Source organism: Sphingobium fuliginis, assembly GCF_015074805.1.
GTDB classification, from domain to species: Bacteria; Pseudomonadota; Alphaproteobacteria; order Sphingomonadales; family Sphingomonadaceae; genus Sphingobium; species Sphingobium fuliginis.
Map to the genome: position 1 here is coordinate 2,579,939 of NZ_CP060035.1, position 17,438 is coordinate 2,597,376.

The window sequence follows — 17,438 nt, forward strand, 5'->3', positions numbered from 1 at the left end:
CGATTCGATGACGCTGCCCCTTCAGGATTCCATCCTTATCGTGGATTTCGGCAGCCAGGTGACGCAGCTCATCGCCCGGCGGGTGCGCGAGGCGGGCGTCTATTCCGAGATCGCGCCGTTCAACAGCGCCGCCGAAGCCTTCGAACGGCTGAAGCCCAAGGGCATCATCCTTTCCGGTGGCCCCTCCTCCGTCATGTGGGAGGACAGCCCCCGCGCGCCCCAGCATTTCTTCGAGGCGGGCATTCCGATCCTGGGCATATGCTACGGCCAGCAGACGATGATGCAGCAGCTTGGCGGCCATGTCGAAGGCGGCGAGAGCGGCGAGTTCGGCCGCGCCTTCATCGAGGTGAAGAAAGGCTGCGCGCTGTTCGACGGCCTCTGGACGGAGGGCGAGCGCCATCAGGTCTGGATGAGCCATGGCGACAAGGTGACGCGGCTCGCCCCCGGTTTCGAGGTGGTGGCGGTCAGCGAGGGCGCGCCCTATGCGATCACGGCGAATGAGGAAAAGCGTTTCTACGCGACGCAATTCCACCCTGAGGTCGTGCATACGCCGGATGGCGCGAAGCTGCTCGCCAATTTCGTGCGCCATGTCTGCGGCCTCAAGGGCGACTGGACCATGGCGGAATTCCGCGCGACCAAGATCGCGGACATCCGGGCGCAGGTGGGCGAAGGCCGGGTGATCTGCGGTCTGTCCGGCGGCGTCGACAGCGCCGTCGCGGCGGTGCTGATCCATGAGGCGATCGGCGATCAGTTGACCTGCGTGTTCGTCGACCATGGCCTGATGCGACTGGGCGAGGCGGAGCAGGTGGTGAGCCTGTTCCGCGAGCATTATGGCATCAAGCTGGTCCATGTGAATGCCGAGGAACGCTTCCTGGGCGGGCTGGCGGGCCTGACCGACCCCGAGAAGAAGCGGAAATTCATCGGCGGCGAGTTCATCGCCGTGTTCGAGGAGGAAGCGAAGAAGATCGGCGGGGCGGACTTCCTGGCGCAGGGGACGCTTTATCCGGACGTGATCGAGTCCGTGTCCTTCACCGGCGGGCCTTCGGTGACGATCAAGTCGCACCATAATGTCGGCGGCCTGCCCGAGCGCATGAACATGAAGCTGGTCGAGCCGCTGCGCGAACTGTTCAAGGACGAGGTGCGCGTGCTGGGCCGCGAACTGGGGCTGCCGGAGATTTTCGTCGGGCGGCATCCTTTCCCCGGTCCCGGCCTCGCCATCCGCATTCCGGGCGAAGTGTCGAAGGAGCGCTGCGACATCCTGCGCAAGGCCGACGCCATCTATCTGGAGGAAATCCGGAGCGCCGGGCTGTACGATGCGATCTGGCAGGCCTTCGCCGTGCTGCTGCCCGTCCGCACGGTAGGCGTGATGGGCGATCACCGCACCTATGACAGCGTGTGCGCCCTGCGGGCGGTGACGTCGACCGACGGCATGACGGCGGACATCTATCCCTTCGACGCCGCCTTCCTGAGCCGGGTGGCGACGCGGATCATCAATGAGGTGAAGGGCATCAACCGGGTGGTTTACGACTACACCTCGAAGCCGCCGGGGACGATCGAGTGGGAGTAAAGCCGGAAAAGCGAATGTCCGGGGGACATTCGCCGGCTTTACTTGGCGCCGTGCGGCGCCGGAGCGGTTGCAGAGCGCCGGGGAAATAGATGCAACTGCGCCTGCGAAGGTCTGATCCAGTCCAAGCGTCGCCGTTTTAGCGCACCGTCAGGACTGGGCTCCCGCCTTGGCAGGAGCGCGTCGCCCTATAAGCGAAGCCGCACCCTGCCGGCCGCCTTCTTCCTTCAAATCTCATATTCCGGGTGCCATTTCGGGTTGAGATAAGCGGGTTCGGGAAGGTCCGGCTGGCGTTGGCGCATTTCATCGTACAGCCGCTTCACCGTTGCGCTGCCGGTGCGGGTGAAGAAAGCCGGGACCAGCCCGTGGATCATGCAGGCAAGCCCCGCCCGCACCATCAGGAAGCCGAAGCGCGTCGCCACCTCCAAATGCTCGCCATAGCTTTCATTGACCTCTCTGGGATGCTTCAGGAACAGGCGGTCGATCATGTCTGCTCGCTCATGGCCATGGGAAAGCGGCATCCTAATGCATAAGCGGGCCGAAGCAGAGGGCCGATTGCACGGAACTTGACCCCCCACCCCGAAAACCGGCATGTCCACCGGCATGAGCGAACGCGATCCTCTCGGCCATCCCGTCTATCGGGACATGCCCACCACCATCTTCGAGAAAATGTCCGGCCGCGCGCGGGAGACCGGTGCGATCAACCTGGGGCAGGGCTTTCCCGACGCCCAGGGACCGGAGGAGATACTCCGCGCCGCCGCCGACGCGCTGCTGACCCGGTCCAACCAATATCCGCCCATGGCGGGACTTGCCGAACTGCGCGAGGCAGTGGCGGCGCATTATGCGCGGCATCAGGGCCTGGACCTGTCGCCGCAGGAGGTGATCGTCACCTCCGGCGCGACGGAGGCGATCGCGGCCAGCCTGCTGGCGCTGGTCCGGCCCGGCGACGAGGTGCTGGTGCTGGCGCCGCTCTACGACGCCTATCTGCCGCTGATCGAGCGGGCGGGCGGGGTGGCGCGGGTGCTGCGGCTCACCCCGCCCGAATGGCGGATCGGGCGGCAGGCGCTGGCGGCGGCGGTCACGCCAAAAACCCGGTTCCTGCTGATGAACAATCCGGTGAACCCGACGGGCATCGCCCTGCGCGAAGAGGAACTGGCGCTGCTGGCGGAATTTTGCGTGGAAAACGACCTGATCGCCATTTGCGACGAGGTGTGGGAGCATATCGCCTATGACGGCATCGCGCACAAGCCGCTGATCGGCTTTCCCGGCATGCGGGATCGGACGGTGAAGATCGGGTCGGCGGGCAAGATCTTCTCCGTCACCGGATGGAAGGTCGGATGGATGTGCGCCGCCCCGCCGCTGGCGACGCTGCTTGCCCGCGCGCATCAGTTCATCACCTTCACCACCCCGCCCCATCTGCAATGGGCGGTGGCCGAGGGGCTGGCCAAGCCGGAAAGCTGGTTCGACGCGATGCGCGCCGCCTATCAGGCTTCGCGCGATCGCCTCGTCGCCGGGCTGCGCGGGGCAGGCTATGTCGTCAATTCCAGCGCGGCGACATGGTTCGTGACCGTCGACCTGCCCGCTTCCGGCATCGACATGGACGACGTCGCCTTTTGCGAGCGGATCATCGACGAAGCGGGCGTGGCGGCGATCCCGATTTCCGCCTTCTATCCCGCAGAGCCGGTGACGCATCTCGTCCGCCTGTGCTTTTCCAAGGCGGACGAAATATTGGACGAGGCGGTGGCGCGGCTGGCGGCTTTCCGAACGTCCCTGACCTGAAACGCCTGGCCGGCGGATGCCGCATGCCGCTTGCGGCGGTGACGTCATGCGGCTAGGTTCACCTTTCGTTCTGCAAAGGGGCATATATGGACAGCCTGGCCGCCATTCTCATCATTGTCGCTCTGGTCGCGGGGCTGGCGATCGGCTGGCTGGCGCGGGGCCGGTCCGTGGCGCCGCTGCTGACGGAAAAGGCCGATCTGGCAGGCAAGCTCGACATGGCGGCGGCCCAGCGCAACGCCGCGATCCAGGAACTGGTGGTGGCGCAGGAGCGCGCGGCGCAGGCGGCGGATCTGGCGCAGAAGCTGGAGGCGGAGCGCGCGGTGCGCGAAGCGGCGGCGCGGGAACTGGCGGCCTTGCGATCCGACACGCAGGCGCGGGCGGAAGCCTTCGAAGCGCAGATCGCCGCGCTCAAGGATGCGAAGGAGCAGCTTTCGGCCCAGTTCAGCGAAATTGGCGGCAAGCTGCTGCACCAGGCGCAGAGCCATTTCCTGGAACGCGCCGACCAGCGCATGATGCAGGCCCATGAGAAGAGTGAGGCGCAGCTGAGGCAATTGCTGCATCCGGTCAACGAGACGATCCAGCGTTACGACCAGAAGATCACCCAGATCGAGCAGCAGCGGACGGAGGCCTATGGCATACTGCGCGGCGAGATCGAATCGATGAAGTCGGGGCAGGAGGCGGTGCGGGCCGAGGCACAGCGGCTGGTCGATTCGCTGCGCCATGCGCCCAAGGCGCGGGGCCGCTGGGGCGAGCAGCAATTGCGCAATGTCCTGGAGACATGCGGCCTTTCCGAGCATGTGGATTTCCGGACCGAGGTGAGCGTGGAGGGCGAGGACGGCCGGCTGCGCCCCGACGCGATCCTGCGCGTGCCGGGCGGGCGGGCGCTGGTGATTGACGCCAAGGTGTCGTTGAATGCCTATCAGGACGCCTATGGCGCGGAGGGCGAGGAGGAGAGGAAGCGGCTCCTGTCCGCCCATGCGGCTGCGATGCGCGCGCATGTCGAGACGCTGGGGCGGAAAAGCTATGCCGACCAGTTCGACGAGGCGCCCGATTATGTGATCATGTTCGTGCCCGGCGAACATTTCCTCTCCGCCGCGCTGGAGCATGATCCGCAGCTTTGGGACCATGCCTTCGGGAAGCGGGTGCTGCTGGCCACGCCGACCAACCTCATCGCCATTGCCCGGACCGTCGCGGCGGTGTGGCGGCAGGAGAAGATGGCGGATGAGGCCAAGCGGATCGGTATGCTGGGCAAGGAACTTTACGAGCGGCTGGCCGGTGCGGCGGCGTCCCTCAAGAAGCTGGGCAACCGGCTGAACGGGGCCGTGGCGGATTATAACAGCTTCGTCGGCAGCTTCGAGGGTCGCGTGCTGGTGACGGGCCGCAAGCTGCGCGACCTGAATATCGAGACGGGGGGCAAGGAACTGGAAGAACTGGAGCCCGTGGAGGCGCTGGTTCGCGAACCGTCCTCGGCTGAGGCCCTGCGGGCTTTGCCGGAGGCGCTGCCGGATGCGGCGGAGTAGATTTCCTGTGCATGGGTTAGGAGGCTAATTATTTTGGGGTGAAGCGGGATTCGGGAACTGGGCTGCTGCCGTCTCAGGAGCGTGGACCGGAGGAGGCCTGTTTATCGCTCGATCTATCTATTAGCTGGCTAAGCATCATGCCCACTCGGCAGGAAATTTGCTCCCGGCCCCGCCAAATGGCATGGGCGAATCATGAAACGCATCGGCCTTCTCGGCGGCTCCTTCAATCCGGCGCATGACGGGCATCGGGATATTTCCCGGTTCGCGATCCACGCCTTGCGGCTGGATGAAGTCTGGTGGTTGGTTTCGCCGGGCAATCCGCTGAAGCCCCGGGCCGGCATGGCGCCCCTCCCCGCCCGTCTCGCCCACGCCCGAAAAGTCGCGCGGCGCAACCTCATCCGGCCCACGGCCATAGAAACGCAGCTGCGCACCCGCTACACCATCGACACGGTGAAGGCCTTGCGAAGGCGCTATCCGCGCCACCGGTTCCTTTGGCTGATGGGGGCGGACAATCTCGCGCAATTCGGCCAGTGGAGGGACTGGCGCGGCATAGCCCGGATTATGCCCATTGCCGTGATCGCCCGGCCCGGCTATGATGAGGCCGCCCGTGGCTCACCGGCCATGGGCTGGCTGCGGCGCTTCGTCCGGCCCGCACGCCAGAGTGCAGCATGGACGGATTGGAGACCGCCGGCGCTTGTGCTTCTGCGCTTTCGCCCTGATCCAAGATCGGCGACCCTGCTGCGGCAGGCAGACCCCCTCTGGCATCGCGAATATGAACACAAACGCGTGCGCGACCCGCTCACGCGCCGGTTGATTGTCTAGAATGGAGCATCTTTGACCAGACCGCATCCTGCCAACGACACGGCTCATAATGCCGACAGCGTTGCCGCCCTGCATGACCTTGTCTTGAAGTCGCTTGACGACGACCAGGCGCAGGAAACCATCTCCATCCCCCTTGAAGGCAAGAGCAGCATCGCCGATCACATGGTGATCGCCAGCGGGCGTTCGTCCCGTCAGGTGGCGTCGATGGCGCAGAAGCTGGCTGAGCGGATCAAGCAGGCGACCGGGCGCTCCGCCCGCATAGAGGGCCTGCCCGTGGCCGATTGGGTGTTGATCGATGCCGGCGACGTGATCGTCCATCTGTTCCGGCCGGAGGTGCGCAGCTTCTACAATCTGGAGCGGATGTGGGGCTTCGTCGACGCGCCGGTGGCGGGAACCGCCTGACCCGCCGCTTCGACAAGCGCGTCCCGCCTTGTTAGAGTATCCGTGATGATCAAGCTGGAGATTGCGTCCAGCATCGATCGGCTTTGAGCATGGCGTTCGCGGTGACGACGAGCTTTCGCATGACGGCGGTGATGGCGATCTTGGCGGGCTTGCCGGCAGTAACGAGCTGCTGATATTTTGCCTTGAGATCGGGATTGTACCGGGCGGCGACGAGGGCCGGCATATAGAGAGCCTGCCGCACGTTGGCGCGTCCGCCGCGGATGAAGCTCTTGCCTTTCCATTGTCCGGACTGTCGAGCGACGGGGGCGAGACCGGCGAGGGATGCGGCCTGCTTGTTCTCGAGGCTGCCGAGTTCGGGCATGGTGGCGATGAGCTGGTTGGCGGTCAGCGTTCCGACGCCGGCGATGCTGGTGAGGATCTCATGCCGGCGGGCGAGCGCGGCATCGGCGGCGATCAGGTTGGCGATCTCGGTATCGAGCGCCTCGATATGCCGTTCGATCTGCTCGAGCCGCTGCCGGCACTGGCGCTTGAGGAAGGCGATGGTGAGGTTCTTCTCGCGATTCTTGAGCGCGGTGCGATCGCGCACGAGGCCGTCTCGGGCATTGATGAGCTCCGCTATCTGCGCCTGCTGTGCGCTTCGAGCGGGTCTGACCGGCGGCTGCAAGGTGGCCGCCATACGGGCCAGCAACATGGCATCGATGCGATCGGTCTTGGCCAGAATGCCAGTCGCCTGGGCGAAGCGCCGGGCGCGCTCCGGGTTGAGCTTCACGCAGGGCCAGTCGGCCAGAGCCGCCTCCAGCGCCCGATGATAGGTGCCCGTTGCCTCATAGGCGATCCGCTCGACCGGCCATTGTCGCAGCCAGGCGATCAGTGCCTTGTGGCCCTTGGCCGTGTTGGTGAACTGGCGCTCGACGCCGATGGGGTGAGCATAGCAATCGAGGCTCGCTTTGGAGATGTCGATGCCGATCGTCTGTGGTAGATTGTCGCTCATCTTTTCCGCTGTCCCATGCTTGTCATCCGGGTCCAAAACCCCGGTATCCGTTCGGGCCGACACGAAAAGAAAGGGGCGATCCTACTCTAACCCGGTCCCACAACGACCGGCGCTTTCACGATCCGTCCCCTTCCGCCCGGGCCGGGGTGGCCACCCCGGCCCGGGCAATCCAGCATGACCCAAACGGACCGCAATGTCATAAGACAAGCGCGCTGCGTTCAATCGGACGCAGGTCGCGCGCCCTAAATTTTCGTCGTCGCATCATTAAGCGGAAACCGGTTCCCACTTTTCTGCACGATTTTTCTGCACGATGCTCTAAGGGGGCAGACCATGCTCCTCCACATCATCGCGCGCGGAAAGATCGGGCGCTCGCCCGAGGCGGAACTGGTCGACCGTTATGCGAAGCGGCTGACCATGCCGTTCAGGATCACCGAACTGCCCGATCGGGGCGGCAAGCTGCCGCCGGCCCCGCCGGGCACCGTCACCGTCATGCTGGACGAAAAGGGCCGGCAGCTCAGTTCCATCGATTTCGCCCGCCGCATCGAGGGGTGGCGAGATTCCGGCAAGCGCGAATGCCGCTTCCTGATCGGCGCGGCGGACGGCTTCGACGATGCGGATCGGGACAATGCGGACCTGCTGATCGCCTTTGGCGCGATGACATGGCCCCATATGATGGCCCGCGCCATGCTGGCCGAGCAATTGTGGCGGGCCTGCTCGATCCTGGCCGGGCATCCCTATCATCGCGAAGGGTAGGGTCTGAAGTTTCTCCTGCTCTGAACAGGGAGTGCAAGAGCCGGGTTCCTGCCTGCGTAGGAACCTGCGGGAATGGAGGTTCTTTCATTCCGCCGGAACACAGCCTAGTCAGGGACGGTCGGCGCCGAACCGCGGAACCGGCAGGGGGTTTTGGTTGAAACGGACGGCGATCATCGCGGCCTTTCTTGCCGGCGCGGCAGCGCTCGCCGGATCGCGCCTGCCCGCCGCCGAGGGGCAGGCCATCATCCTGACCGGCACTGGCGGCACCAGCCTCAGCGAGGAACAGGCCGCCCTGAAGGCCGCGCGCCGCCAGTCGGAGGAAGCGCGGTCGCGCTCCGAACGGCTGGAACAGCAGGCCGCCGCCGCCCGCAACGAAGCCGACCAGGCCCGCCGCCGCGCCGCCGCCATGGCCGCCCGCATCCAGCAGGCGGAGGCGGACATACAGGCCGCGCAGGCCCGCATCGCCATCGTCGCCCGGCTCCAGCGGGCACAGGCCGTTCGCCTGGCCGCGAGGCAGGAGCCGGTCGTCCGCCTGACCGCAGCCTTGCAGATGATGGCGCAGCGGCCGCTGGCGCTGGCGCTGGTCCAGCCGGGATCGATCGACGACGCCATCCATATGCGCGCCGTGCTGGGGCAGGTGCTGCCCGTCATCCGGGAGCGGACCGCCGGCCTGCGCGCGGAACTGGAGCGCAGCCGCGCCCTGCGCGCGACGGCCGAGCAGGCGGCGGATTCGCTTGCGCAAAGCCAGCGGGACCTGAAGCAGCGGCAGGCGGCCCTGCAAAGGCTGGAAACGCAAAAGCGGCTGGCAGCGCAGGATTACAGGGCCAATGCCGATCTGGAAAGCGACCGCGCGCTTGCCCTTGGCGAGCGGGCGCGCGACATCGTCGACCTGATGGACAGGCTGGAGGAGGCGGGCGACCTGCGCGACCGGCTGGCTGCCCTGCCCGGTCCCCTGTTGCGCCCCGCCCGACCCGATCAGGCGCGCGCGTCCGCACCGGCCCGTCCGCGCAGCCCTGGCGCGCCGCCGCCCTATCGCCTGCCGGTCGTCGGCCAGCTGGTGACGGGCATGGGCGAAGTGTCGGAAGGCGGCGTCCGCTCACGCGGCCTGACCATCGCCACGCGCCCCGACGCTCTGGCCGTAGCGCCGACGGCCGGCCGCGTCGTCTTTGCGGGCCCCTTTCGCGGCTATGGGCAGATCGTCATCATCGACCATGGCGGCGGCTGGACGACACTGATCACCGGCCTGCTGCGCCTCAACGCCGCCGTAGGGGATGTGGTGCGACAAGGCGATCCGCTCGGCAATGCCGGGCCCGGGCGGCCCAGCATCACCGTCGAACTGCGACGGAACGGCCGCCCTGTCGACATCGTGCCGCTGGTGGGCGCTGGCTGATCCGTCGCGCAAGTCCGGAGGCGATCCCTCGTCCCGGAACGGCGGCGCCAGAGCGCGCTGCGTTAAATCGGACGCAGGCCGCGCGCTCCCACGGGACAAGCGGCTCGTGGGAACGGGGTGCAAGGATGCCAGCGGCGATGCTTAATCCCGGCGCAGCGGATCGAGCGCGCTCGACTTGCGGGCTCGGGTCGCTGCCGGGGACTGGACTGACGGGGATAGGGCGGATGCGCGCGGCGGCAGGGATGGGCCGCCCGCCATCTCCTCCAGCGCGGCGATGCGCTTTTCCGTTGCCGGGTGGGTAGAGAAAAGCTCGCTGACATGCACCGGCACGATATAGAGCTGGGCCGCGGCGGGATTGCGTTCCGCCACCGGATTGGGAATCGCCTCCGCACGGCCGGAAATCTTGGCGAGGGCGGAGGCGAGCGCGCGGGGATTGCCGCTGATCTCCGCGCCGGCGCGGTCGGCGCCATATTCGCGCGTGCGGCTGATCGCCATCTGCACGATCATCGCCGCGAAAGGCGCGACGATCACCGCCAGCAGCGTCGCGGCGACATTGCCATGGCCGTTGTCATGATTGCCGCCGCGGAAGAACAGGCCGAAATTGGCGAGCATGGAGATCGCGCCCGCAATGGTCGCCACCATCGTCATGATCAGCGTGTCGCGGTTGCGCACATGGCCCAGTTCATGCGCCATGACGCCCGCCACTTCGTCCCGGCTGAGCATCGACAGCAGGCCGGTGGTGGCGGCGACGGCCGCATGCTTCGGGTCGCGGCCCGTCGCGAAGGCATTGGGGTGCGGCTCATCGATCAGATAGACGCGCGGCATGGGGAGATCGGCGCGCCGGGCGAGGTCCGCGACGAGGCTGTAGAATTCGGGCGCGCTCCGCGCATCCACCTCCCGCGCATGATGCATCGACAGCACGATCCTGTCGGCGTTCCAGAAGGTGAACAGGTTCATGCCCGCCGCCACCAGCAGCGCGATCGCCGCGCCGCCGCTGCCGCCCAGCGTGTAGCCCAATGCCATGAACAGCGCCGTCAGCGCCGACAGCAGCATCACCGTCTTCATCCCACTCACTTGCGAAAGTCTCCTTTACGGCCCAGATAGCGGCCTTACTCTGAATATGGGGCGCCCCTGAATATGGGGTGGCGATGACGCCCCCGCAATCGAAAGGATGGACCGATGGGAACCTTCAACGGCAAGCGCCCCGCGCATGTGAAGCCGCCCGCGCACCTTTCCAAGAGCCCGCCGGTGCCGCAGCCCGACCCGATCGACAGTCCCTCCCGCCATGACGAGTTATTGAGCCCCGTTCGCTACGGCGACTGGGAACGCAAGGGAATCGCTATCGATTTCTGATCCGGCCGCGAAAGACGGTTAACGGTTCATCGCTGTTTGGGCACAGTTGGCGATGGCCTGTGCCGCGGATGCGGGCGGCACCGAACACCCCCCTAGCCTTTTGCGCTGCAAAACGGGCAGGCTTTTATCCGAGCGGAAAGCATAACATACCGGGGCGCGGATGAAGTGAACGTGGTTGCCGAAGTCAATGTGAGGTCAGTGTCGGATTACGCGCCAGAGGATGCGGCGCTTCTGTGTGCAGTGGGTCGTCTGGTCTGTGCCTGGACGATGCTGGAACAGAGCCTGGAGGCGAAGATCGCGATGATGCGGGAAGCCATGGGGGATGTGCGGACCGTGGGTGCCCGGACCCGTCCGGGCATGACGAAGCTGATGACCGAACTGCGGACCATGGTGTCGATGCGGGACAGGCGCAATGCCGGCGCATTGACGGAAATAGCGGATATCGAGCGCGACATGCAGAGGATCGACCGGTTCCGGTCGCTCATCATCGGCGGCTTTCAGCAGCCCGCGCCCGGCGGCTTCACATGCCGCGATGCGCGGAACAATCAGACGCATGTCTCGCTTGAGCAACTCGAAGCGGAAATTGCTTCCCTCGAAAGGGTGGCGCAGCGCCTGCTGGCTGTCTGAACGGGTTAAGTAATCTTCCACGCTTGATCTTTATGCGGCGGAGGGCGAAGCCTTCATTCCGCGCGCGAGCCAAGAAACAGGAGCCTCATGTCCTACAAACCGATTCGCAAAGCCGTTTTCCCTGTCGCAGGTCTTGGCACGCGCTTTCTTCCGGCGACCAAGTCGGTGCCCAAGGAATTGCTGCCGGTGGTCGACCGTCCGCTGATCCAATATGCGGTGGACGAAGCGCGGGAGGCGGGGATCGAGCAGATGATCTTCGTGACCGGCCGCGGCAAGGGCGCGATCGAGGATTATTTCGACATGGCCTTCGAGGCCGAGGCGACGCAGCGCGAGCGGGGCAAGGACCTGTCCGCGCTGGACGGCACGCGGCTGTCGCCGGGCAATGCGGTGTTCCTGCGCCAGCAGGAGCCGCTGGGCCTGGGCCACGCCATCTGGTGTGCGCGGGACATTGTCGGCGATGAGCCTTTCGCGATCCTGCTGCCCGACGAATTCATGAAGGGCGCGCCGGGCCGGGGATGCCTGAAGCAGATGGTCGATGCCTATGACAGGGTCGGGGGCAATCTGGTCTGCGCGCTGGAAGTGCCGATGGCCGACACGCCGAGCTATGGCGTGATCGATCCGGGCCAGCGCGACGGCGCGCTGACCGAGGTGAAGGGACTGGTGGAAAAGCCCGCGCCGGGCACGGCGCCGTCCAACCTGATCCTGCCGGGCCGCTATATCCTCCAGCCCGAAGTGATGAAGATCCTGGAGACGCAGGAGAAGGGCGCCGGCGGCGAGATTCAGCTTACCGATGCGATGGCGTCGATGATCGGCACCCAGCCCTTCCATGGCGTGACCTTCGATGGACGCCGCTTCGACTGCGGATCGAAGGCAGGATATATCGAGGCGAACCTCGCCCTCGCGCTGGACCGCGAGGATATGGGCGAGCATATCCGCAAGTTCGCATTGGCCGAACTGGGCGTCAGCGGGATCGCCGCCGCGGCCTGACAGGGCGATGGAGAGGAAAGGCGTGGCCGGCCGCCACGCCTTTCCCGTTTCTGCGGCGCGCGGCAACAGCGCCGGGCGGTCTTGCCTCTGCCGCCGATTCATCCTATGGGCCCCTGCGTCATCTGGGGAGTAGCCAGCCGTTCCCGAGGGAGCGGGCCGTTCGTCAACATATTTGGCCGAGAGGCCATGGCGGGCGGGATGCGGGAGACCTTCAACGTCCTTCCGCATCGGGCGAGACCAATGGCATCATCTTCTCCGTCCAGCCGGGCGGGAGGGGATGGTGGCATTGCGTCTTCACCTTCGCCCGGCCCGGACAGACCCTGATGGAAGCATTTCTCACCTCCACCGCCCTCGTCGCGCTCGCGGAAATGGGGGACAAGACGCAATTGCTGGCGATGCTGCTCGCCACCCGCTTTCGCAAGCCGGCGCCCATCATTGCGGGCATATTCGCCGCCACCCTGGCCAATCATTTCCTCGCCGCGCTGGTGGGCCATTCGGTCGCCGGCGTGCTGACGGAGCCATGGTTCCGCTATGCCGTCGCCGCCAGCTTCGTCGCGATGGCCGCGTGGACGCTGATCCCCGACAGGATCGACGAGGATGAGCCGTTGCGCGCGCCGTCGAAGGCGGGGGTATTCCTGACGACGCTGGTCGCCTTCTTCCTGGTGGAGATGGGCGACAAGACGCAGGTGGCGACGGTGATGCTGGGCGCGCGGTTCGACAATGTGCTTGCGGTCACCGCGGGCACGACGCTGGGCATGATGATCGCCAACGTGCCCGCCGTGCTGTTCGGCGAGGTGCTGGCGAAGAAGGTGCCGATGCGCGCGCTCCAGATCGGGGCGGCCCTGCTGTTCCTGGGCCTGGGCCTGTGGATGATTGCTGATTTGCGGGGCTGGATCGGGTAAAGCAGTTGTCAGCGGGCCGCGGCTGTTGCAAGGGGATGGCGGAAAGCCATTCCTTATCGGATGACAGGGGATGCGCAGAGTCATTCCCTTTGAACAGACAGGCATGGGACGCGTGATGAAGGACAGTCTGGTTACGGTGTTCGGCGGCGGCGGCTTTGTGGGGCGGCAGGTCGCCCAGGCGCTGATGGCGCGCGGCGCCCGGGTGCGCGTGGCGCAGCGCGATCTGTCGACCGCCGTGCGCGTCAAGCCGCTGGGCGCCCTTGGCCAGACGCAGTTCGTCGCGGCGGACATCCGCAAGCCCGAAAGCGTCGCCCGCGCCATTGCCGGCAGCGACATCGTCGTCAATCTGGTGGGGGTGCTCTCGGGCGATTTCCAGGGTTCGCACCATGACGGCGCGGCGAACGTCGCCAGGGCGGCGGCGGAGGCGGGCGTCCAGGCGCTCGTCCACATCTCCGCCATCGGCGCGGATGCGCAGAGCCCCTCCGCCTATGGCCGGTCGAAGGCCGAGGGCGAGGCGGCGGTCAAGGCCGCCTTCCCCAATGCGACCATCCTGCGCCCCTCGATCATTTTCGGACCGGAGGACCGGTTCCTCAATCGCTTTGCGGAGATCGTCCGCATCGCCCCGGTGGTGCCGGTGATCGCCGCCGACACCCGGTTCCAGCCGGTCTATGTCGCGGACGTGGCGCAGGCCGTCGCCAACGCCGCCGAAAATCCCGGCGAGCATGGCGGCAAGACCTATGAACTGGGCGGGCCGCAGACCTATACGATGCGGGAACTCAACGCCTGGATCGCCAGGACCATCGGCCGCGATCGCAGCCTGTGCGCCGTTCCCGCTTCGGTCGCCTCGCTGATCGCCATGCTGCCGGGCGGACCGATCACGCGGGACCAGTTGTCCATGCTGGCCAAGGACAATGTCGTCGCGCCCGGCGCGGACGGGCTGGCCGAACTGGGCGTCGCGCCCACGCCGATGCCGGCTGTCGCGGAGAAATGGCTGGTCCGCTACCGCAAGCATGGCCGTTTCGCGGGCCGGGTTCAGGCCTGATCCGCCGGAATCCGATCAGCCGGACCGACATCGGGCCGCGACGGGCCGTCTTGCGCGGGCCATTCGCTTCTGCACAATGGGCGCAACGCACCCAACGCCCTCTCCCGCCCCGGGGGAGGGTTTCCCTTTGTTCGCCCCATAAGGACTGCATCCCTCCATGGACCTGCATTATCTGACAGTCATCCTGCTTGGCATCGTCGAGGGGTTGACCGAGTTCCTGCCCGTATCCTCGACCGGCCACCTGATCCTGGCGAGCGAATTGCTGGGCTATGACGCGTCCACCTGGGCGATGTTCAACGTCATCATCCAGTTGGGCGCGATCCTGGCGGTGGTGGTGCTGTACTGGCGCACATTCTGGGCGGTGGGCATGGGCCTGCTGCGCAAGGAGCCGACGAGCTGGCGTTTCCTGCGCAATCTGCTGGTCGCCTTCATTCCGGCGGCGGTGATCGGCCTTGCCCTGCATAATCATATCGAGGAACTGCTGGGCGCGCCGCGGGTCGTCGCCTGGGCGCTGATCGTCGGCGGCGTGGCGATCCTGGCGATCGAGCGGATGGTGAAGGAAAACCGGTTCCACGGCATAGCCGACATTCCCTTCGTGCGGGTGGTGGGCATCGGCTTCATCCAGTGCCTGGCCATGATCCCGGGCGTCAGCCGGTCGGGCGCGACGATCATGGGCGCGCTGACGCTGGGGGTGGAGCGGCGCACGGCGGCGGAGTTCAGCTTCTTCCTCGCCATCCCGACCATGCTGGGCGCGTCCGCGCTGGAACTGCTGAAGAATGGCGACAAGATCACCTCCGGCGCGGTGGGATGGGACAGCATCGCGCTGGGGTTCGTGGTGTCCTTCATCGTCGCCGTGCTGGTCATCAAATGGTTTGTGGGGCTGGTGTCGCGCCATGGGTTCGCGCCATTCGCCTGGTACCGAATCGTCGCGGGAATAGCCGCCCTGCTGTGGCTTTCCCTGCGATAAGCCCGAAACGGACCTATTTAGCGCAAGATTATTTCAGGAGCGGAGAAGTTCCGGAGGCATTTCCCGGAAAATAGGTCAATCATGCTGACATAAATCACAGAATCCGCGTGACTCTGCGGGTTTTTCTGCTATGCGCTCCCTGCAAATTCATTTCAGGGACTCATCATGGCAGACAATCCAATGCTGAAATTCGTGGGAACGGGCCAAGCCTATCCCGAGAAGCGTTCGGCCGACGATCGCGCCGACGATTTCCTGGAGATCAGCCGCAGCTTCATATTGGATCGGGCGGAGGAACAGGCGTCGCGCTGCTCGCAATGCGGCGTGCCCTATTGCTCGACCCATTGCCCGCTGCACAACCATATCCCCGACTGGCTGCGCCTGACCGCCGAAGGGCGGCTGCGCGAAGCCTATGAACTCAGCAACCTGACCAGCACCATGCCGGAAATCTGCGGCCGCATCTGCCCGCAGGACCGTCTGTGCGAAGGCAATTGCGTCATCGAATTTTCGGGTCACGGTTCCGTCACCATCGGTTCGGTCGAAAAGTTCATCACCGACACCGCCTGGAAGGAGGGCTGGGTCGAACCGCTGGTCCCCGGCGCCCCCACCGGCCAGTCGGTCGGCGTGATCGGCGCGGGTCCGGCGGGTCTGACGACCGCCGAATATCTGCGGGTCGCAGGCTATGAGGTGCATGTCTATGACCGGCACGACCGGGCGGGCGGGCTGCTGACCTATGGCATTCCCGGCTTCAAGCTGGAGAAGGATGTGGTCATGCGCCGCATCCAGCGGCTGAAGGACGGCGGCATCGTCTTCCACGAAAGCTTCGAGGTCGGCCGCGACGCGACCATGGAGGAGCTGCGCGGCCGCCATGACGCCATCCTGATCGCGACCGGCGTGTACAAGCCGCGCGACATCAAGGCGCCGGGCGTCGGCGCGCCGGGCGTGGTCAAGGCGCTCGACTTCCTGATCGCCTCCAACAAGGCCGGTTTCGGCGACGCCGTGCCGGAACATGAGGACGGTTCGCTGCACGCCAATGGCAAGAAGGTCGTCGTCATCGGCGGCGGCGATACGGCCATGGACTGCGTCCGCACCGCCGTGCGTCAGGGCGCGACTTCGGTGAAGTGCCTCTATCGCCGCGACCGCGACAATATGCCCGGATCGCAGCGCGAGGTCGCCAATGCCGAGGAAGAGGGTGTTGAATTCGTCTGGCTTTCCGCGCCCATCGCCTTTGAAGGCACGGAGCATGTAACCGGTGTCAAGGTCACGAAGATGCGCCTTGGCCAGCCCGACGCATCGGGCCGCCGCGCGCCGGAACCCGATCCCGGCACGGAGCACACGCTGGAAGCGGACCTCGTCATCAAGGCGCTGGGCTACGATCCGGAGGAACTGCCCAGGCTGTTCGGCGCGGAGGACCTGTCCGTCACACGCTGGGGCACGCTGCGCGTCGATCACAAGACGATGATGACCAGCATGGACGGCGTGTTCGCGGCAGGCGACATCGTGCGCGGCGCTTCGCTGGTGGTCTGGGCGATCCGCGACGGCCGCGACGTGACCGAACATATGCACCGCTATCTCAAGGCCAAGGCGAAAGCGGCGGCCGGGGAAAGGCAGGCCGCCTGATGCGCGCCGCCCTCCTCCTCCTGCTGGCAACGCCGATCGCGGCTGAGGCGCAGACCCCGGTTCAGGCGGCAGCCGTCCAATCTGTCGATCCGGCACTGCTGACCAAGGCTCAGCCGATTGCCGCCGTCATCCTGCCCAACGGCACCATGGAAAAGATGATGGGGCCGATGATGCAGAAGATGATGGGACCGATGATGGACGGCATGACCAGGATGCCGATCCGCGAGTTCCTGAAGGTCGGCGGCCTCGACCCGGAACGGGCGGAACATCTGGGTGAAGGCACGATCGAGGAAATGATGGCGATCATCGATCCCAATTTCCGCAAGCGGATGGACGTGATCGTCAACAGCATGATGCCGGCCATGGGTCGTTTCATGGGACGTTATGAACCGGACATGCGGGAAGGCATGGCGGAAGCGTTCGCCCATCGCTACAGCGCGGCCGAGCTTGATCAGATCGGTGCGTTCCTGAAAACGCCCGTCGGCGCCAAGTTCGGCGCGGGCTTCATGGAGCTGGCCGCCGACCCGCATTATATCGGGCGGATGCAGAAGATCATGCCTGAAATGATGCAGGCCATGCCGGAGATCATGAAATCCTCCACGGCGGAACTCGCCAAGCTGCCCAAGCCGCGAACCTATAATGATCTGACGAAGGCTGAACGCGAGCGTCTCACCGCATTGCTCGGCGCGGACGCCAAGAAGGCCCACTGACAAAAGCGCCGG

At 65.9% G+C, this 17,438-nt stretch carries 18 protein-coding genes and 1 riboswitch; of the genes, 15 read left to right on the forward strand and 3 right to left on the reverse strand.

Translation table 11 applies throughout. The features are described from left to right. The first annotated feature begins 7 nt into the window (after positions 1-7). Positions 8-1,567 carry a glutamine-hydrolyzing GMP synthase gene (guaA, locus tag H5V43_RS12485; RefSeq protein ID WP_044661270.1) on the forward strand — a complete coding sequence of 520 codons (1,560 nt, stop codon included), beginning with the start codon at positions 8-10 and terminating at the stop codon, positions 1,565-1,567. A gap of 224 nt (positions 1,568-1,791) precedes the next feature. Here guaA and H5V43_RS12490 read toward each other — a convergent pair whose 3' ends face one another. Continuing rightward, positions 1,792-2,052: a DUF6356 family protein gene (locus tag H5V43_RS12490; protein WP_099186388.1), complete on the reverse strand. Its 261-nt coding sequence runs from the start codon at positions 2,050-2,052 to the stop codon at positions 1,792-1,794. A 103-nt stretch (positions 2,053-2,155) separates the two neighbouring features. Between H5V43_RS12490 and H5V43_RS12495 the strand changes: the two genes are divergently transcribed. The 4 genes from H5V43_RS12495 to rsfS all read left to right on the forward strand — a co-directional run bounded on the left by H5V43_RS12495 (position 2,156) and on the right by rsfS (position 6,087). After that, positions 2,156-3,343 carry an aminotransferase gene (locus H5V43_RS12495; protein WP_099186389.1) on the forward strand — a complete coding sequence of 396 codons (1,188 nt, stop codon included), beginning with the start codon at positions 2,156-2,158 and terminating at the stop codon, positions 3,341-3,343. Between the two features lie 86 nt (positions 3,344-3,429). Continuing rightward, positions 3,430-4,863, forward strand: coding sequence for a DNA recombination protein RmuC (locus tag H5V43_RS12500; RefSeq protein WP_099186390.1), 1,434 nt, complete (start codon positions 3,430-3,432; stop codon positions 4,861-4,863). A 189-nt stretch (positions 4,864-5,052) separates the two neighbouring features. Next, on the forward strand, positions 5,053-5,685 hold the full coding sequence (locus tag H5V43_RS12505) for a nicotinate-nucleotide adenylyltransferase (protein ID WP_255309038.1): 633 nt from the start codon (positions 5,053-5,055) through the stop codon (positions 5,683-5,685). A gap of 12 nt (positions 5,686-5,697) precedes the next feature. Continuing rightward, positions 5,698-6,087: a ribosome silencing factor gene (gene rsfS, locus H5V43_RS12510; protein ID WP_044661265.1), complete on the forward strand. Its 390-nt coding sequence runs from the start codon at positions 5,698-5,700 to the stop codon at positions 6,085-6,087. Positions 6,088-6,136: 49 nt separating this feature from the next. On the opposite strand, the gene H5V43_RS12515 is transcribed toward rsfS, so the two are convergent. Further along, a complete protein-coding gene (locus tag H5V43_RS12515; protein ID WP_193666672.1) occupies positions 6,137-7,078 on the reverse strand; it encodes an IS110 family RNA-guided transposase in 942 nt (313 codons plus the stop codon). A gap of 330 nt (positions 7,079-7,408) precedes the next feature. Between H5V43_RS12515 and H5V43_RS12520 the strand changes: the two genes are divergently transcribed. Continuing rightward, complete coding sequence (locus H5V43_RS12520; RefSeq protein ID WP_025549938.1) at positions 7,409-7,831, forward strand: 23S rRNA (pseudouridine(1915)-N(3))-methyltransferase RlmH; 423 nt, start codon at positions 7,409-7,411, stop codon at positions 7,829-7,831. Positions 7,832-7,985: 154 nt separating this feature from the next. Beyond that, positions 7,986-9,221: a murein hydrolase activator EnvC family protein gene (locus tag H5V43_RS12525; protein WP_025549939.1), complete on the forward strand. Its 1,236-nt coding sequence runs from the start codon at positions 7,986-7,988 to the stop codon at positions 9,219-9,221. A gap of 141 nt (positions 9,222-9,362) precedes the next feature. On the opposite strand, the gene htpX is transcribed toward H5V43_RS12525, so the two are convergent. Continuing rightward, positions 9,363-10,295, reverse strand: a complete 933-nt coding sequence (gene htpX / locus H5V43_RS12530) for a zinc metalloprotease HtpX (protein WP_025549940.1) — start codon at positions 10,293-10,295, stop codon at positions 9,363-9,365. Positions 10,296-10,400: 105 nt separating this feature from the next. Between htpX and H5V43_RS12535 the strand changes: the two genes are divergently transcribed. From H5V43_RS12535 to H5V43_RS12570, 8 genes are all read left to right on the forward strand, one after another. After that, complete coding sequence (locus H5V43_RS12535; RefSeq protein WP_064485884.1) at positions 10,401-10,574, forward strand: DUF1674 domain-containing protein; 174 nt, start codon at positions 10,401-10,403, stop codon at positions 10,572-10,574. Positions 10,575-10,772: 198 nt separating this feature from the next. Next, positions 10,773-11,201 (forward strand): hypothetical protein, encoded by a 429-nt coding sequence (locus tag H5V43_RS12540; RefSeq protein WP_025549941.1) that lies wholly within the window; start codon positions 10,773-10,775, stop codon positions 11,199-11,201. 87 nt (positions 11,202-11,288) lie between these two features. Then, a complete protein-coding gene (locus H5V43_RS12545) occupies positions 11,289-12,188 on the forward strand; it encodes a UTP--glucose-1-phosphate uridylyltransferase (RefSeq protein WP_025549942.1) in 900 nt (299 codons plus the stop codon). 111 nt (positions 12,189-12,299) lie between these two features. Continuing rightward, positions 12,300-12,417: riboswitch (yybP-ykoY riboswitch) on the forward strand. Between the two features lie 94 nt (positions 12,418-12,511). Then, positions 12,512-13,090, forward strand: coding sequence for a TMEM165/GDT1 family protein (locus H5V43_RS12550; protein ID WP_025549943.1), 579 nt, complete (start codon positions 12,512-12,514; stop codon positions 13,088-13,090). A 103-nt stretch (positions 13,091-13,193) separates the two neighbouring features. Continuing rightward, positions 13,194-14,132 carry a complex I NDUFA9 subunit family protein gene (locus H5V43_RS12555; protein WP_037483117.1) on the forward strand — a complete coding sequence of 313 codons (939 nt, stop codon included), beginning with the start codon at positions 13,194-13,196 and terminating at the stop codon, positions 14,130-14,132. Between the two features lie 157 nt (positions 14,133-14,289). Next, the gene (locus H5V43_RS12560; protein WP_025549945.1) at positions 14,290-15,099 is read left to right on the forward strand and encodes an undecaprenyl-diphosphate phosphatase; all 810 of its coding nucleotides are present in this window, start codon (positions 14,290-14,292) and stop codon (positions 15,097-15,099) included. Positions 15,100-15,264: 165 nt separating this feature from the next. Then, on the forward strand, positions 15,265-16,716 hold the full coding sequence (locus H5V43_RS12565; protein ID WP_025549946.1) for an NAD(P)-dependent oxidoreductase: 1,452 nt from the start codon (positions 15,265-15,267) through the stop codon (positions 16,714-16,716). Next, the gene (locus H5V43_RS12570) at positions 16,716-17,426 is read left to right on the forward strand and encodes a DUF2059 domain-containing protein (RefSeq protein ID WP_025549947.1); all 711 of its coding nucleotides are present in this window, start codon (positions 16,716-16,718) and stop codon (positions 17,424-17,426) included. The genes H5V43_RS12565 and H5V43_RS12570 overlap by 1 nt, the downstream gene beginning before the upstream one ends. The last annotated feature ends 12 nt before the right edge of the window (positions 17,427-17,438 follow it).

Bases quoted from the DNA above. Each gene is read 5' to 3' on its own strand.
- H5V43_RS12500 (WP_099186390.1), top strand. From the start codon at position 3,430: ATGGACAGCCTGGCCGCCATTCTCATCATTGTCGCTCTGGTCGCGGGG.
- H5V43_RS12515 (WP_193666672.1), bottom strand. From the start codon at position 7,078: ATGAGCGACAATCTACCACAGACGATCGGCATCGACATCTCCAAAGCG.
- H5V43_RS12560 (WP_025549945.1), top strand. From the start codon at position 14,290: ATGGACCTGCATTATCTGACAGTCATCCTGCTTGGCATCGTCGAGGGG.
- H5V43_RS12545 (WP_025549942.1), top strand. From the start codon at position 11,289: ATGTCCTACAAACCGATTCGCAAAGCCGTTTTCCCTGTCGCAGGTCTT.
- H5V43_RS12490 (WP_099186388.1), bottom strand. From the start codon at position 2,052: ATGATCGACCGCCTGTTCCTGAAGCATCCCAGAGAGGTCAATGAAAGC.
- H5V43_RS12550 (WP_025549943.1), top strand. From the start codon at position 12,512: ATGGAAGCATTTCTCACCTCCACCGCCCTCGTCGCGCTCGCGGAAATG.
- H5V43_RS12535 (WP_064485884.1), top strand. From the start codon at position 10,401: ATGGGAACCTTCAACGGCAAGCGCCCCGCGCATGTGAAGCCGCCCGCG.
- H5V43_RS12555 (WP_037483117.1), top strand. From the start codon at position 13,194: ATGGGACGCGTGATGAAGGACAGTCTGGTTACGGTGTTCGGCGGCGGC.
- H5V43_RS12570 (WP_025549947.1), top strand. From the start codon at position 16,716: ATGCGCGCCGCCCTCCTCCTCCTGCTGGCAACGCCGATCGCGGCTGAG.
- H5V43_RS12495 (WP_099186389.1), top strand. From the start codon at position 2,156: ATGTCCACCGGCATGAGCGAACGCGATCCTCTCGGCCATCCCGTCTAT.
- guaA (WP_044661270.1), top strand. From the start codon at position 8: ATGACGCTGCCCCTTCAGGATTCCATCCTTATCGTGGATTTCGGCAGC.
- H5V43_RS12565 (WP_025549946.1), top strand. From the start codon at position 15,265: ATGGCAGACAATCCAATGCTGAAATTCGTGGGAACGGGCCAAGCCTAT.
- H5V43_RS12520 (WP_025549938.1), top strand. From the start codon at position 7,409: ATGCTCCTCCACATCATCGCGCGCGGAAAGATCGGGCGCTCGCCCGAG.